General features: G+C 66.7%; 18 protein-coding genes and 1 tRNA gene. 4 read left to right on the forward strand and 15 right to left on the reverse strand.

The genetic code is table 11. The features are described 5' to 3' along the window. The first annotated feature begins 7 nt into the window (after window positions 1-7). Together EJP67_RS18320 and EJP67_RS18325 are read left to right on the forward strand one after the other, a co-directional pair. On the forward strand, window positions 8-781 hold the full coding sequence (locus tag EJP67_RS18320; protein WP_126023135.1) for an ABC transporter ATP-binding protein: 774 nt from the start codon (window positions 8-10) through the stop codon (window positions 779-781). A gap of 16 nt (window positions 782-797) precedes the next feature. Then, window positions 798-1,559, forward strand: a complete 762-nt coding sequence (locus EJP67_RS18325; protein ID WP_126023250.1) for an ABC transporter ATP-binding protein — start codon at window positions 798-800, stop codon at window positions 1,557-1,559. Between the two features lie 93 nt (window positions 1,560-1,652). Here EJP67_RS18325 and EJP67_RS18330 read toward each other — a convergent pair whose 3' ends face one another. Beyond that, the gene (locus tag EJP67_RS18330) at window positions 1,653-2,108 is read right to left on the reverse strand and encodes a (2Fe-2S)-binding protein (protein ID WP_126023136.1); all 456 of its coding nucleotides are present in this window, start codon (window positions 2,106-2,108) and stop codon (window positions 1,653-1,655) included. An 11-nt stretch (window positions 2,109-2,119) separates the two neighbouring features. Beyond that, the gene (locus EJP67_RS18335) at window positions 2,120-4,306 is read right to left on the reverse strand and encodes a xanthine dehydrogenase family protein molybdopterin-binding subunit (protein WP_126023137.1); all 2,187 of its coding nucleotides are present in this window, start codon (window positions 4,304-4,306) and stop codon (window positions 2,120-2,122) included. 144 nt (window positions 4,307-4,450) lie between these two features. Here EJP67_RS18335 and EJP67_RS18340 point away from each other — a divergent pair, with 144 nt between their 5' ends. Further along, window positions 4,451-5,209 (forward strand): Crp/Fnr family transcriptional regulator, encoded by a 759-nt coding sequence (locus tag EJP67_RS18340; RefSeq protein ID WP_126023138.1) that lies wholly within the window; start codon window positions 4,451-4,453, stop codon window positions 5,207-5,209. Here the strand turns inward: EJP67_RS18340 and EJP67_RS18345 are convergent. Together EJP67_RS18345 and EJP67_RS18350 are read right to left on the reverse strand one after the other, a co-directional pair. Then, window positions 5,181-6,161 (reverse strand): Bug family tripartite tricarboxylate transporter substrate binding protein, encoded by a 981-nt coding sequence (locus EJP67_RS18345; RefSeq protein ID WP_126023139.1) that lies wholly within the window; start codon window positions 6,159-6,161, stop codon window positions 5,181-5,183. The genes EJP67_RS18340 and EJP67_RS18345 overlap by 29 nt on opposite strands. A 34-nt stretch (window positions 6,162-6,195) precedes the next feature. Then, a complete protein-coding gene (locus EJP67_RS18350) occupies window positions 6,196-7,260 on the reverse strand; it encodes a CDP-6-deoxy-delta-3,4-glucoseen reductase (protein WP_126023140.1) in 1,065 nt (354 codons plus the stop codon). An 85-nt stretch (window positions 7,261-7,345) separates the two neighbouring features. Between EJP67_RS18350 and EJP67_RS18355 the strand changes: the two genes are divergently transcribed. Continuing rightward, window positions 7,346-8,287 (forward strand): NAD-dependent epimerase/dehydratase family protein, encoded by a 942-nt coding sequence (locus tag EJP67_RS18355; protein WP_126023141.1) that lies wholly within the window; start codon window positions 7,346-7,348, stop codon window positions 8,285-8,287. Window positions 8,288-8,491: 204 nt separating this feature from the next. Here EJP67_RS18355 and EJP67_RS18360 read toward each other — a convergent pair. The 11 genes from EJP67_RS18360 to EJP67_RS18410 all read right to left on the reverse strand — a co-directional run bounded on the left by EJP67_RS18360 (window position 8,492) and on the right by EJP67_RS18410 (window position 14,045). After that, window positions 8,492-8,574, reverse strand: a tRNA-Leu gene (locus tag EJP67_RS18360). 71 nt (window positions 8,575-8,645) lie between these two features. Further along, window positions 8,646-9,644, reverse strand: a complete 999-nt coding sequence (locus EJP67_RS18365; protein WP_240650696.1) for a site-specific integrase — start codon at window positions 9,642-9,644, stop codon at window positions 8,646-8,648. Window positions 9,645-9,673: 29 nt separating this feature from the next. After that, window positions 9,674-9,898, reverse strand: coding sequence for a DUF4224 domain-containing protein (locus EJP67_RS18370; protein ID WP_126023142.1), 225 nt, complete (start codon window positions 9,896-9,898; stop codon window positions 9,674-9,676). Next, window positions 9,895-10,149, reverse strand: a complete 255-nt coding sequence (locus EJP67_RS18375; RefSeq protein WP_126023143.1) for a hypothetical protein — start codon at window positions 10,147-10,149, stop codon at window positions 9,895-9,897. Before EJP67_RS18375 ends, EJP67_RS18370 begins: the two co-directional genes overlap by 4 nt. 23 nt (window positions 10,150-10,172) lie before the next feature. Further along, on the reverse strand, window positions 10,173-10,445 hold the full coding sequence (locus EJP67_RS18380) for a hypothetical protein (RefSeq protein WP_126023144.1): 273 nt from the start codon (window positions 10,443-10,445) through the stop codon (window positions 10,173-10,175). Then, window positions 10,442-10,702: a hypothetical protein gene (locus EJP67_RS18385; protein WP_126023145.1), complete on the reverse strand. Its 261-nt coding sequence runs from the start codon at window positions 10,700-10,702 to the stop codon at window positions 10,442-10,444. The genes EJP67_RS18380 and EJP67_RS18385 overlap by 4 nt, the downstream gene beginning before the upstream one ends. Continuing rightward, window positions 10,699-11,448, reverse strand: a complete 750-nt coding sequence (locus tag EJP67_RS18390; RefSeq protein WP_126023146.1) for a hypothetical protein — start codon at window positions 11,446-11,448, stop codon at window positions 10,699-10,701. The genes EJP67_RS18385 and EJP67_RS18390 overlap by 4 nt, the downstream gene beginning before the upstream one ends. Further along, on the reverse strand, window positions 11,445-11,726 hold the full coding sequence (locus EJP67_RS18395; protein WP_126023147.1) for a hypothetical protein: 282 nt from the start codon (window positions 11,724-11,726) through the stop codon (window positions 11,445-11,447). The genes EJP67_RS18390 and EJP67_RS18395 overlap by 4 nt, the downstream gene beginning before the upstream one ends. Continuing rightward, the gene (locus tag EJP67_RS18400) at window positions 11,723-12,139 is read right to left on the reverse strand and encodes a hypothetical protein (RefSeq protein ID WP_126023148.1); all 417 of its coding nucleotides are present in this window, start codon (window positions 12,137-12,139) and stop codon (window positions 11,723-11,725) included. The genes EJP67_RS18395 and EJP67_RS18400 overlap by 4 nt, the downstream gene beginning before the upstream one ends. After that, window positions 12,132-13,097, reverse strand: a complete 966-nt coding sequence (locus EJP67_RS18405; protein ID WP_126023149.1) for a hypothetical protein — start codon at window positions 13,095-13,097, stop codon at window positions 12,132-12,134. The genes EJP67_RS18400 and EJP67_RS18405 overlap by 8 nt, the downstream gene beginning before the upstream one ends. Window positions 13,098-13,271: 174 nt before the next feature. After that, entirely contained in the window at window positions 13,272-14,045 is a 774-nt protein-coding gene (locus EJP67_RS18410) for a hypothetical protein (protein ID WP_126023150.1), read from the reverse strand. Between the last annotated feature and the right edge of the window lie 136 nt (window positions 14,046-14,181).

Raw genomic sequence — 14,181 nt, forward strand, 5'->3', positions numbered from 1 at the left:
AATCAACATGACGACTGACACCATCCTCGACGTCCGGGGCATCTCCAAGCGCTTCGGCGGGCTGCAGGCCCTGTCCGACGTGGGCATCACCATCAAGCGCGGCCAGGTCTACGGACTGATCGGCCCCAACGGTGCCGGCAAGACCACGTTCTTCAACGTGATCACCGGCCTGTACACGCCCGACAGCGGCACCTTCGAGCTCGCGGGCAAGCCCTACCAGCCGACGGCCGTGCACGAAGTGGCCAAGGCCGGCATCGCGCGCACCTTCCAGAACATCCGCCTCTTCGCCGAAATGACGGCGCTGGAGAACGTGATGGTCGGGCGCCACATCCGCACCCATTCGGGCGTGCTGGGCGCGATGTTCCGCACCGGCGGCTTCAAGGCCGAGGAAAAGGCCATTGCGGACCGCGCGCACGAACTGCTCGACTACGTGGGCATCGGCAAGTTCGCCGACTACAAGGCGCGCACGCTGTCGTACGGCGACCAGCGCCGCCTCGAGATCGCACGCGCGCTGGCCACCGACCCGCAGCTCATCGCGCTCGACGAGCCGGCCGCCGGCATGAACTCCACCGAGAAGGTGGCGCTGCGCGAGCTGATCGACCGCATCCGCCGCGACAACCGCACCATCCTGATCATCGAGCATGACGTCAAGCTCATCATGGGCCTGTGCGACCGCGTGACCGTGCTGGACTACGGCAAGCAGATCGCCGAGGGCACCCCGATGGAGGTGCAGAAGAACGAGAAGGTGATCGAGGCCTACCTCGGTACCGGAGGACACTGAGATGACGACAGCAACGATGAGCGAACAAGACACCGCCGCCGGCACCGCGCAAGCCAGGACCGCCGGCAAGACCCTGCTGAAAGTCAGTGGCCTGAAGGTCGGCTACGGCGGCATCCAGGCCGTCAAGGGCGTGGACTTCGAGGTGCGCGAGGGCGAGCTGGTCTCGCTGATCGGTTCCAACGGCGCCGGCAAGACCACCACCATGAAGGCCATCACCGGCACGCTGCCCTCGGGCGCCGGCCACATCGAGTTCCTGGGCCGCAGCATCAAGGGCCGCGGCGCATGGGACCTGGTGGAAGAAGGCCTTGTGATGGTGCCGGAAGGCCGCGGCGTGTTCACGCGCATGACCATCACCGAGAACCTGCAGATCGGCGCCTACATCCGCAAGGACAAGGCCGGCATCGCGAGCGACATGGAGCGCGTGTTCGTCACCTTCCCGCGCCTGCGCGAGCGCAAGGACCAGCTGGCCGGCACCATGTCGGGCGGCGAGCAGCAGATGCTGGCCATGGGCCGCGCGCTCATGGCGCGCCCCAAGGTGCTGCTGCTGGACGAGCCCACCATGGGCCTGTCGCCCATCATGTGCGACAAGATCTTCGAGGTGGTGCAGACCGTGGCCTCGCAGGGCGTGACCATCCTGCTGGTGGAGCAGAACGCCAACCGCGCGCTGCAGCTGGCCGACCGCGGCTACGTGATGGAGTCCGGGCTCATCACCATGAGCGGCGATGCCAAGGGCCTGCTGAGCGACCCGCGCGTGCGGGCCGCGTACCTGGGCGAGTAGGCAGGCGTTTCGGTCGCCGGAGCCACTGGCTCGGGCGCAGCCGCAGGCAAAGTCAAAGGCGGTACTCACCGCCTTTTTTCTTTTTTCGGCCGGCTACATCATCGCCGCGGCGGCCTTGATCGCCTCGCGGATGCGCCCGTAGGTGCCGCAGCGGCACACGTTCTCGATGGCGTCGATGTCGGCGTCCGTCGGGTTGCGCGTGCGGCGCAGCAGGTCCACCGCGGCCATGATCTGCCCCGGCTGGCAGAAGCCGCACTGCGGCACGTCGAGGTTCAGCCAGGCCTGCTGCACCGGATGCAGCGTGTTGCCGTTGGCCAGCCCCTCGATGGTCGTCACCTGCCGGCCGCGCACGTCGGACACGCGCACCGAGCACACCGTTACCGCCTTTCCGTCGACGTGGCAGGTGCAGGCCTTGCACACGTTGATGCCGCAGCCGTACTTCGGCCCGGTGATGCCGAGCTTGTCGCGCAGCACCCAGAGCAGGGCCATGTCGTCGGGCGCGTCGACGTCGACGTTCTGGCCGTTCACCTTGAAAGATTGCACGGGCATGGGGAGTCTCCTCAGGTCGGGATCTGGACGTTGACGGGCGTGGGCAGCTTGCCCGGCGGGATCGGCGTGAAGTCGACCGGGAAGTTCAGCGGGAAGCTGCGCGGCTTGGTGCCGGTGGCGCGTGCGTACGCGTTGGCGATGGCGCCGGAGCTGGCCGACAGGCCGACCTCGCCCAGGCCGCCGATGGCCTCGGCGCTGGGCGGCATGATGATGATCTTCACGTCCTTCGGGTAGTTCTTCATGCGCGAGAAGTGGTACTGCGAATAGCTGCCTTCCAGTGGCAGCCCGTTCTGGATGTGCAGCCCGGCGCTGAGCACCAGCGCGATCGATTCGCACAGGCCCCCCTGCAGCTGCGCCTCGATGCCCGAGGGGTTGATCGGCGTGCCCACGTCGATCGCGATGGTGGCGCGAACCACCTTCGCAGCCGACGGCACCCGGGCGTCGATCTCGACGATGCAGGCCGTGAACGACTTCGTTTCCTGGTGCACGCCCACGCCCTGCGCGAAGCCCGCGGGCATCGCCTTGCCCCACTGCGCCGCCTCGGCCACTGCCTTGAGCACCGCGCGGGCGCGCGGCAGGCGCAGGTATTCGAGCCGGAAGGCGACCGGGTCCTTGCCCGCCGCCCTGGCCATCTCGTCGACCAGGATCTCCTCCACAAGCCGCGAGGGCTGGATGTGCACCGAGCGGTACGAGCAGGTGTTCATGTCGATCGGCACCGGCGTCAGCAGCTTGGTCGTCACGCCGAAGTTGTAGGGCGAGGAGACCATGGTCTTGAACATGATCTGCTCGATCGCGAAGTTGCCCACCGTCTGCGGAAAGGCGTTGGGCAGCGCGATGGCCGCGGCCTCCAGCATGTTGCCGAAGCCGTGGCGCGTGTCGAGCCGCACGCCGGCGATGCGCTGCTCGAAGGCGATCACCTGGCCCAACAGCATCGTCGCGCGCGCCTTGTGGAACATCGGCGGGCGCATGCGCGTGTGGCGCATGTCGTCGGTGCGGTGGTACATCAGGCGGCAGGGTCGCCCGAGCGCCTTCGATACCTGGATCGCCTGCAGCACCGGGTCCCAGAAGAGGCGCCGTCCGAAGGAGCCGCCCGAAGGCACCACATGCACGGTCACCTTGTTCAACGGCAGGCCGAGTTCGGCCGCCACCGCCTGCTGGGTGACGATGGGGCTCTGCAGCCCGGCCCAGATTTCGGCCCGGTCCGGGCGCACGTCGGCAATTGCGCATTCCACTTCCATCGGGCAGTGCGAGACCGGCGCGAACTCGAATTCGCCCTCCACGGTCAGCGCACCCAGCGGCGGCAGCGCGAACGGAAGCAGCGCCGACTTCAGCTTGCGCATGAGGGTGGCGTTCGACTCGCCGTCGATCGGGCCGGCGGCCCAGGTCACGTCGAGCGCGTTCACCGCGGCCCATGCCTGCCCGAAGGTCTCGGCCATCACGGCCACGCCGGGCGGCGTCGGCGTGATGCCGTTGGTCGATGGAATCGGCACCACGCCGATCACCCCCGGCATGGCCATCACCGTGTTCATGTTGTTGATGCTCACGAACTTGCCGTTGATGGTCGGCGGGCGCCGCACCATCGTCGGCATGGCGCCGGGCACGGCCTGGTCGAGCGTGAACTTCTTGCGCCCGGTGACGATGTCGAGCGCGTCGAGCCGCGTGACGCGCTGCCCGACCACCGATGGCGTGGAGCCCGAGAGCACGCCGCCCAGGCCGCCCAGCAGCGGCATCCCGGCATGCAGCGAGCGCACGCTCGACGAACCGCCGGTGAGCTGGTTCCAGATCAGCTCGGGGCTGGCGTCTGCCGAGGTCACCTCGATCGCGCTCAGCGGCAGGCGCAGCTTGTCGGCCAGCATCATCGCGGTGGCCGTGGCGATGCCCTGGCCCACCTCCAGCCGCGGCAGCGCGAGCCGCACGCGGCCGTTCTCGGCGTTCGTCACCTTCACGAGGGGCATGGTCGGCAGCGAAGTCACGGTCACCGCATCGCCGATGTCGATCAGGTCGGTGGTGTCGGGCGGCGTCATCGGCAGCAGCGCTGCGACTGCCCGGGAGGATGCGGTGAGGCTGCCCAGGCCGGCGGTCGCCGACAGCAGCGGCGCGGCCGTCGCATAGCCCAGCACCTCGCGCCGTCGCAGGCCCGGCGAATCGTCGTCGTCCGGCGTGCGCGAGGGGCGCGGCCTCTCGTTCGATCGCTTCATCGTTGTCTCCTTGTTGTGGTGGCGAACGCGAACGACTGTGGCATCATGGCCGCGCCGAGGATGTCGTTGGAACGACATTTCTTACGGCCCGCGATGGACCGGCTCGCGCGACGGGCCGGCCGTGTCCTGGGAGGAGACCCGACGATGTCGACGAGCGCGCTGGAGAACATGCTCCGCGAGAGCCTGTGGGCGCGAGCCCTCACGAGCGAGGAGCTCGACCGGGTCGTGCAGGAATCCCATGAGCGCACCGTTCCTGCCGGAGGTTTCGTCGTGCGGCGCGGCGAGCCCGCCGATCACTGGGTCGGCGTGATGGACGGCCTGCTCAAGATGTCCGTGTCGCTGCCTGACGGCCGCGTTTCCACCTTCACTGGCGTCACTGCCGGAGGCTGGAGCGGCGAGGGCTCCCTGCTCACACCCGGCCCCTGGCGCTACGACGGCGTGGCGCTGCGGCCCACCCGCGTCGCCTGCATCCCGAAGCACAGCTTCGAGCGCCTCTTGGCCTCGAACATCGAATTCAATCGGTTTCTGTTGTTACACATCAATGCGCGGCTGAGCCTGTTCATCGGGCTCATGGAGTTCGACCGCCTGCTGGGCCCGGACGCGCGCGTGGCGCGCTGCCTTGCGAGCCTGTTCGATCCGATCCTGTATCCGCGTGCCGATCGCTTCGTGCGGCTGAGCCAGGACGAGATCGGCCTGCTGTCGGCGGTGTCGCGGCAGCGCGCCAACCGCGCGCTGCACGCCCTGCAGCGCGACGGCCTGCTGCGCGTGGAGCATGGCGGTGTCGAGGTGCTCGACCTCGCGGGGCTGCGCAGCTATTCGGGCGATGCCTCCTCGGTGGCGTTGCGCCGCGAGGAAGCCTTGCCCGAGGACCTCGTCAGTCCACCTTCGCGCCGGTGGCCTTGACGACCTTCTCGTACTTGGCGAGCTCGCTCTTCATGAAGGCGCCGAATTGCTCGGGCGAGCTGCCCACCGGCTCGGCCAGCAGCGAGGCGAAGCGGGTCTTCGTTTCGGGCGCATTCAGTGCCGCCACGAAGGCCTGGTTGAGCTTCACGACCACGTCGTGCGGCGTGCCGGCCGGTGCGACCAGGCCCCACCATGTGTCGATGGAGAAGCCCTTGAGCGTGTCGGCCACGGGCGGCACCTCGGGCAGCGAACTGCTGCGCTGCAGCGTCGTCACAGCGAGCGCTTTCAGCTTGCCCGAGCGGATGTTCGGCGCGGCGGTGGCGAGGTTGTCGAAGTTGAAGTCGACCTGGCCCGAGATCAGCGCCAGCTGCGCCGGGTTGCCGCCGTTGTACGGAATGTGCAGCGCGAAGATACCGGCCTCTTTCTTGAACAGCTCGCCCGCGAGGTGCCCTGCGCTGCCGTTGCCGCCGCTGCCGTAGTTGAGCTTGGCGGGGTTGGCCTTGGCGTAGCGGATCAGGTCGGCCACGCTGTTGATGTTCAGGCGCTTGGCGGTGTCGGCGTTCATCACCAGCACGTTGGGCACGCGGACCATCTGCGTGACCGGCGCGAAGTCGGTCGCGGCGTTGAACGGCATCCTGCTGTAGAGCCACGGGTTCACCGCGTTGGTGGCGGTGGCCGCGATGCCGATCGTCAGTCCGTCGGCCGGCGCCTTCGCCACCGCGTCGGCGCCGATGTTGCCGCCCGCGCCGGGCTTGTTGTCGATGATGACCGTGCCCAGCGTGTCCTTCACGCGCTCGGCCAGGATGCGCGCCGTGTTGTCGATCGGCCCGCCCGCCGCGTAGGGAACGATCAGGCGGATGGGGCGCTGCGATTGCTGCGCCAGGGCCTGGCCGGTGCTCATGAGGGCGGTGGCGCTTGCGAGGAGGGTGAAAAGGAAGTGTCTCGTCTTCATCTTGTTCTTGGGGTATCGCAGTGGATCGGAAAAATCAGGGGAGCGCCTTGTCCGCCTCGGTGGTGAACGCGTCGGCGTAGAACTCTTCTTCGGGCAGCCCCGCCAGCGCAACGTAGTCACGCTTGGCCGAGTCGACCACGATGGGCGCGCCGCAGGCATACACCTGATGGCCCGACAGGTCGGCGAAGTCTTCGAGCACGGCCTTGTGGACGAAGCCGGTGCGGCCGGTCCAGTTGTCCTCGGGCGTGGCGTTGGAGACCACCGGCACGTAGCGCAGGTTGGGCATCTGCGCCATCTGCTCGCGCAGCCAGCCGTCCATGTACAGGTCTTCGGGCCGGCGGCCGCCCCAGTACAGCGTGGCGGCGCGGTCGATGCCCTTGAACTGCATGTGCTCCAGCAGCGCCTTGATGGGCGCGAAGCCCGTGCCGGAGGCCAGCAGGATCATCGGCTTGTCGGAGTCCTCGCGCAGGAAGAAGCTGCCGAAGGGGCCTTCGATGCGCAGGATCTCCTTTTCCTTCATTGCGCCGAACACATGGTCGGTGAACTTGCCGCCGGGCAGGTGCCGCAGGTGCAGTTCGATGCCCGTGCCGGGTTGCGCCAGCGTGTGCGGAGCATTGGCCATCGAGTAGCTGCGGCGCGCGCCGTCGCGCAGGATGAATTCGACGTACTGGCCCGCGTAGAACTGCAGCGGCTCGCCGGCCGGCAGCTGCAGGCGCACCAGCATCACGTCGTGCGACTGGCGCGTGAGGGCCATCACCCGCACCGGCATCTTGCGGATCGGCAGCGCGCCGGCCTCGGTGACCTGGCGCGATTCGAGCACCACGTCGCTCGTGGGATGGGCGCAGCAGGTGAGCACGTAGCCGGCCAGCTGCTCCTCGGCGCTCAGCGCCTTGCTCTGGTGCGGGCCCAGCGTGACTTCGCCCGAGAGCTTTTTGCACTTGCACGAGCCGCAGGCGCCGTCCTTGCAGCCGTAGGGCAGGCCGATTCCCTGGCGGATGCCCGCGGCCAGGATGGTTTCGTCGCCCTGGACCGTGAAATGGCGCCCGCTGGGCTCGACGGTGATGGAAAAGCCCGCTTCGTGCGGCGCTGTGGCTGTCATCGGTATTCTTCGAGGGGTAACGCTCCCTCCGGGCCGTTGGCGGCCGGGGGAGCTGGAACTGAATTGGGAAGACGGGAACAGGATTTTGCCTTCAATCAATAGCCCCTCCGGCGCGCTGCCAGCGCGGTTCCGGCGAGAACGCCTGCTGATCGTCGGTTGCGGCGACGTCGGCCAGCGCGTGGCGCGCGACCTGCGCGGGCGCATGCAGCTGGTGGCGCTCACTTCATCGGCCGACCGCGTGGGCGTCCTGCGCACCGCCGGAATACGCCCCCTGGTGGGCAACCTGGACGATCCGGCCACCCTGCGCCGGCTCGCCGGCATCGCCACCCGCGTGCTGCACCTCGCGCCCCCCGCGCGTGACGGCGGCCTCGCTTGGTGGCGCGACCAGCGCACCACCATGCTGGCGCGGGCCCTGCGGCTGCGGTCCTTGCCCTCGGCCTTCGTCTACGGCTCCACCAGCGGCGTCTACGGCGACTGCGGCGGCGCCCGCATCGACGAAACCCGCGCCGTGCGGCCCGACACCCCACGTTCCCACCGCCGCGTCGACGCCGAACGCGCCGTGCGCTGGCTCGGCCGCAGCGCCGGCGTGCGCGCCAGCATCCTGCGCATCCCGGGCATCTATGCTCCCGACCGCGAGAACGGCACCCCCCGCGCCCGCCTGCAGCGCGGCACGCCCGTGCTGCGGCAGGAGGACGACGTCTACACCAGCCACATTCACGCCGACGACCTCGCCCGCGCCTGCATCGCCGCGCTCTACCGTGGCAAGCCGCAGCGCGTGGTGCACGCCGCGGACGACACCGAGCTGCGCATGGGCGACTACATCGATCTCGCCGCCGATATCTACGGCATGCCCCGCCCGCCCCGCGTGGCCCGAGGCGAAGCCGAACGGCAACTGCCGCTGCAGCTGCTGAGCTTCATGGGTGAATCGCGACGGCTGGACAACTCCAGGCTGAAGCGTGAACTGAGGGTGCGCCTGTCGCACCCGACGGTGCACACCGGCCTGCAAGAAAAGACCGAATCGAGTTAGGGCAGGGGAGGGCCCAATTCCAGGGACACCGTGGAACCGGCTTCGCCGGGCCACCGGTGTCGCCCCCGGAAGGGGGTTGGCGCAGCGACACGAAGTGCGCGAAGCCTGGGGGAGAGCCAAGTTTTGCCGGGCCACCAGTGTCGCCCCCGGAAGGGGGTTGGCGCAGCGACACGAAGTGCGCGAAGCCTGGGGGAGAGCCAAGCCTGGTGCCCGGGGCCGGAATCGAACCGGCACGCCTTGCGGCGGGGGATTTTGAGTCCCAGTCGATTTCCAGCATCCATGCGGGCTGGAGGCCCGAAACGTTCCGCTTTTGGCCGGGCGTCGTTCCCTCTGCGGCTCGACGTTTGCGGAACGTGTTTCAGGCCACCGGTTTGAGCTTCCGAACGCCCCCGTAATGGCGCTCCGTGAGCCTGGTGCTGGAGTGTTGCAGCAGGGCCGATGCCTCTTCCAAGGTGCTCGATTTCTGGGCTGCTCTCTTGCGGGCATCGCGCAGGATCATGTAGCGGATCGCGTGGACCGCCTCCGTGTCGCCATGGATGCCTGCCTTCACCGCCGCACGTTCGCGAGCCTGGTCCCACCGGTAGCGCAGCATCCGAAGGTTCACCGGCCGACCGTCGGGGGTGGACAGGAGCATCAGATGCAGGGCATCGACGGCCCTACGCCGCGCCAGTAGCTCCGGCAGCACCTCGGACAGGGATAGGTCCCACTCGGCCTCTTTCCCGGTCTTGCTGGCCTCCAGGTGCAGGATGTCGCCCTTGGGCAGAAGGACGGTCGTGCAGTCGGTCAGCCGCATCCCGGTGGAAGCGCCGAGGTCCATGCAGTCCTGCAGCACCTGGTCGCCCTCGAAGCGGATCGCCTCCCAGATTTCGTCCAGCACCTTCACGCGCCGCGGCTTCTCGGGGTTCTTCCATCGCGACTTCTCCATGCCGGCCGCCGGCCAGGGGAGCGTGGTGTAGCCCTCGCCGCGCGCCCAGTTCCAGATGATCGACAGCAGCGCCATCTCGCGATTGCCCTGCGTCTTGGCGGACCGGGCGCGCAGGTAGCCCTTCAGGACCGGGAGGTCGACCTGATCCCATGTAGCCGGCCCGAACGGCGGCCGGAGCTTGCGCAGGTTCTTTGCGTACCCGCGGCGGGTCTCGGCGTTCTTGTAGCTCAGCAGGCCGGTGGCCTCGTCGATTTCCCACGCGCTGAACGCCTGCTCGAGCGTGCCGGCGATGCGCGGCGTCCGGTTGTGGATCTCGTCCCACTTCTTCAGCGCCTCGTCGTAGTCGGTGCCCAGCGGAACGTCGGGCTTGCCTTCCAGGCGCATGTCGTAGAAGTAGTAGACGGTGACCTTGCCGGAGGCGCGCTTGCGCACATGTGATCGAAGCCGTGGGTACTTCCCTGTCATTTCACCAGCGCCAGGTTGACCCCGCGCGACGGCGTAACGGTACGGCCGGCGAGCCATTCGCGGGTGTGGAATCGGCTCACCAGTATGCGCTTGTCGCGGCGGCGGTAGGGGATGCCGTCCTGCTTCAGGACGCGCTCCTGCTCGTCGGGGTTTGCGCTCCCCGTCAGCGCCTTGACCTCGCTGGCGCTGAGCAGTTCTTCGGAAAGAGCGGCTGTGCTCATCCCTCCCCCCTCCCCGAGCTTCTGATAGCGGCAGCGGCTCGGCTTTTCGGCCATTCTTCGTCTGGGCTGTTAAGCGCACCACTGGCATCGACGGCGTTGAAGCCCTCCCAGAAGGCGTCTTTCACCAGCGGGGCCGAATGCTCTATGGCGGCTTGATAGCCATCGGTGAAGATGGCCAACATCTCGGCGCTGGAAGGATCTTCAGCGCTGCGGCCGTATTTCGCTTCGAATGCTTGTTTGATGGTGGTCATGCAATTCTCCTGATGGCCCCAGCTCATTTCGTCTCCCTGATCTCGGCAGCGAAGTCATCGCATACCTCTGTGTGAGGCCATCCCCAGCCGTCGCAGGCCTCACATACCTTCGCCGCCCGCTCAGTAGCGGCGTCCCAGACGGCTTGCATTGCGGTGCGGAGTTGGTCGGCGGTGTGAAGTGGCTCTCGGTCGTTCCCAGGAGAGAGATACAGGTCGCAGTGGTAATAGCGATCACGATATGCCACGGGCTCCGGCATCATCTCCTCGAACGCTCGCTGTGCATCTGGGTGGGTCATGCTGGTTCCTTGGTAGCGCTGCCAAGCATGGTCACGATCTCGACACCCTGGTGTTGAGCGCGCAGCGTCACCTCGCCCCCCAGTTGCTTCACGAGGTCGGCGGCAATGTCTTCCTGAAAGCCCTGCGGCCACTCGGCGCACACCTCTTTGATGCGCTCGACCATGATCCGCTCGACAGAGCGGACCTCCAGGCCATAGATGATCTGATCGCCGTCGCTCGGGCAGGTGGCGGCGAACACATAGCGGTAGACGTTCAAAACAGTTCTCCTGGGGCAAGCGGTTGTTGCTCTGGAACCATGAAGGTCCAGCGGGCTGGGGCGTTCTGGGATTCGATCCGCGAGCGCATGACCTGCGCGCGGGCCTCCTTGGTGGGCGGCGAGTAGGTGCCGCGCCATGCTTGGTCGATGCCGATGTTTCGGCCGATGTTGGTGCTGTCGGCACTGGCGAAGGGCAGGCGCGAGAACACCTCGGGGTTGAGCATCCGAAGACCGTGCAGCTTGCACAGCGGGCGCCCTTCGTCATCGCAGACCACACGCAGCGCGCGGGCCATCTGGCCCCACCATGCCGCCGTGCCGATGGTGGCGAACTCGCCCGAGCTGCCAATGCAGACGCGCGGCCAGCTTGCGGCAAGGCGCTCCAGCCGATCGAGGCTTTCGTGCATGTGCCAGACGGGCGCACCGAACCACTTGGGCAGCGGCCACTCGGCCAGCAGTGCATCGTTCGCGGCCTCGTCGCCGTCGATAACGTCAGGCACTACCGCGAAATCGCAAGCGGGAATCAGCTTGCACTGCGCGGCCCAGTCGTAGAAGGGCGCCCAGTTCTGAACCGGCTTTCCCTGCTTCCAGGCGGTGAATGCGCCGTTGTCGATGGCGAACGACTGACAAACCTCGGCAGCAAGCGCTAGATTGCGCGGCTCGGCGAAGCTCACGAAACCGTGGCCGGCCGACAGCACGCAGGCGGCTGCTGTCTCCGGTGTGATGGGGAGGCCGTGGTAATGGATCACGTCTCTCTCCTCTGTGCATCGATGGCTGCGGCAGCGCGGAAGCGCGCCATGATTCGCTTTGAAAGCCTTGCATGCACGCGCACGAGTCGCTCGTCTCCGCTCCAGTGATAGCCGGGGTCGTAGCACATGCCGTTCTCGTATGCAGCCCTTTCGGTGGGGTACTTGCGAGCGAGCATGGCGCCGGCCTCGGCGTTTGCTGCAGCGCGGGCAGTGAGGTAGTCGCGGCCTTTCGTTGGTGCGCGAAACACCGGTCGCTGAATCAGTTGGATCGCACTCACCTTGCACCATCCTTTCCATCTGCAGCTAGGGCGGCGCGAGCGGCATCGATTGCCCTGCGAATGTCGTAGCTCACGGCGCCGTGGAAGCCGCCAACCTGAAACTTCCAGGCAAGGCCGGCCGGGAGAATTTCCACCGTTGCGCCACGCGCTTGGAGGTGATCCAGTCGTCGCGAATCAGCCCGCAGCCTCTCTACCTCTGCCCGCAGTTCGGCGAGCTGGGATTCGGCGTCGGAGAGGCGCACCACAGGCATGCTGATGCAGTCAGCGTCACTACCATCGGGATCGCTTGGATAGACCGGGTCTTGGCAAACGCAGTCGTCGCCGTCCCAGACTGGCATCTCATCTTTCGTCGCGCGCAGGTACGCGATCACGGGCATCTCTGCTGCCTGCGATGGGGTGGGGGTGTCAGACATTGAACTCCCCCGTCTTCGGCTGAGCGCTCGCGAGAGCGGCGGCAAGGTCATCGCGCGCCAGATTGCGGCGGCGTCTCAGAGTGAAGTAGTCCTCACCGTTGATTCCTTGGAATTCGCGGTTGTCGAGTGCGTCCTGCGCTTCAAGGAAGTCCACGACAGCATCCGTCAGCGCCTCCCCCTGCTGCACTGCTGCCGAGAGGGCTGGGGTCGCTGCAAGGGCGAGTTTTGCGACAGACCCATCTTCCACGGTGGCGGTGTTGGATGAGTCCTCGTAGAAGTTGGCCGGCTCGCCGCTCACGGTGTCCCATTCGTTAGCGTCGTGCATCGTGAAGTGGTTGCCGTCCGCGTAGAACTGCAGGGCCTCGCGGAGGTTGCGGTTCTCGTCGTGCAGAACCGCTGTCTTCTCCCTCTCCCAGCGCAGCATCGTGCGGATAGCCGCGTCCTGAGCCTTTGCATGCTCTTGTTCCCTCGCCTCTTGTGCCGATGCCGGGGCGGCGAGGGCTCGGGTGTTCCAGTGACGTGCGCCGCCGCTGAATACCTGCCCGACGATGCTGCAATCATCGTTGCTGCACCAAACGCCGAGCATCTTGTCTTCCTGAGGGGCTGTGCCGCAGAACGGGCACGGCAACAGCGTCTCTGCTCCCCCTTGGGAGCGGGTGTTGGTGGGGGTGGTGGTCATGGATGGTCCTTGCGCTGGGCGATGGCGCTCCAGTCGTGGGCGCTCTGGTGCCGATGCCGGGGCGGCGACTCGCCATCCGATTTCGGGACACTCCATGATGAAGTCCTCGAAGCCGACGACGGCCATCTGCGACTCACAGGTTCTGAAGTTGTCTCGCCATACTGCGCCGTCACGGATGAAGTAATCGAAGCGGTCAACGGGGGCAGCTTCGCCGGTTGCCTTTACGAAGAATTCGATCTTGACTTCCCTTTGGGGATAGGTTTTTGCGGCTGTGGTCATCGCTGGCCTTTCAATGCGGCTAGGTGGCGTGCAGCTCCTTCCACGCGATCCCACTCTTGGCAGTGGTACGAGCAGAAGGGCTTGTAGCGCTGGTACTGGGCTTGGGCGCCTTGGTTCTGGCGGATCAGCTTTCCGCAGTTCTTGCGCGCGCACCGGTCGCGGAGGTCGAGAGTTCTAGACATTGCCACCTTCCCCACCCGCCTGTACTGCTTGCGGAGCGGCAGCTAGCATCTCGCGGTACACGTCTTGGGACGGCAGCGGCCATGTCTTCTTGTTTCCGGCCTTGACCATTGCCTCGGTCGGCTCCTTCGGCACCCACTGCCACCCGCTTTCTGCTGGGGCGCTAGAGGGCGAGGAGGCGAGGGCTGCAGCGATGTGCTCCAGTACGGCGGCTTTCGAGTAGTAGTTGTTGATGCCGCTTTCGTCCTGCACGTCGGCCAGACCTTCATCTAGGAAAACTTCCGGGTCCAATTCACGAGCAGTCCCCGTCTTCTCGCCGTGGTGCCACAGGAACGCACAGTAGGCCGCCACGTCGCGCGGGTCACCCTTGGCGACGTGCTCCAACAGCTTGGCCCGGCATTCATCCATCCAATCGGCTCGCTTCCAGCCATTGCTGTAGCCGTACTTCTTTTCGGCTGCGGCCAGCTTCTCGGCCAATGCACGAGAGAACTGCGCCACCAAGTCGCAGGTTTCCGGATGCAGTTCCAAGGCGGCCGCAGAGGGTGCAGGCAGTGCGGCAGCGAACATGCGCCACGTTGGCAGATGAGTGGCGACCTGTTCGTCGGTGATCGGCGTCGGGCTCGCCACTCGTGCTGCGGCAATCACCTGCTCATCGCTCGGAAGCCATGTCATCGGCTGTGCGATAGAAGGGCGGCAGGTGCATTCCGGCTCGCCGTCGCAGCTTTCGCAGCCGTGGATGACGCGTTGTGAATTGATGTGGTTGGTCATGACTTCCTTCTCCTTGCAAGTTCGCCCAATGTCGGCACACGGCCATTTGGGTATGGATTGGGGCGCGAGTAGTAGCCGCCACGCCCGTCGAAAGAGCTTCCGTAGCGTTCCCAGTGCTCACGTCGCTCTATCTCTT

It is taken from the genome of Variovorax guangxiensis (assembly GCF_003952165.1).
GTDB classification, from domain to species: Bacteria; Pseudomonadota; Gammaproteobacteria; order Burkholderiales; family Burkholderiaceae_C; genus Variovorax; species Variovorax guangxiensis.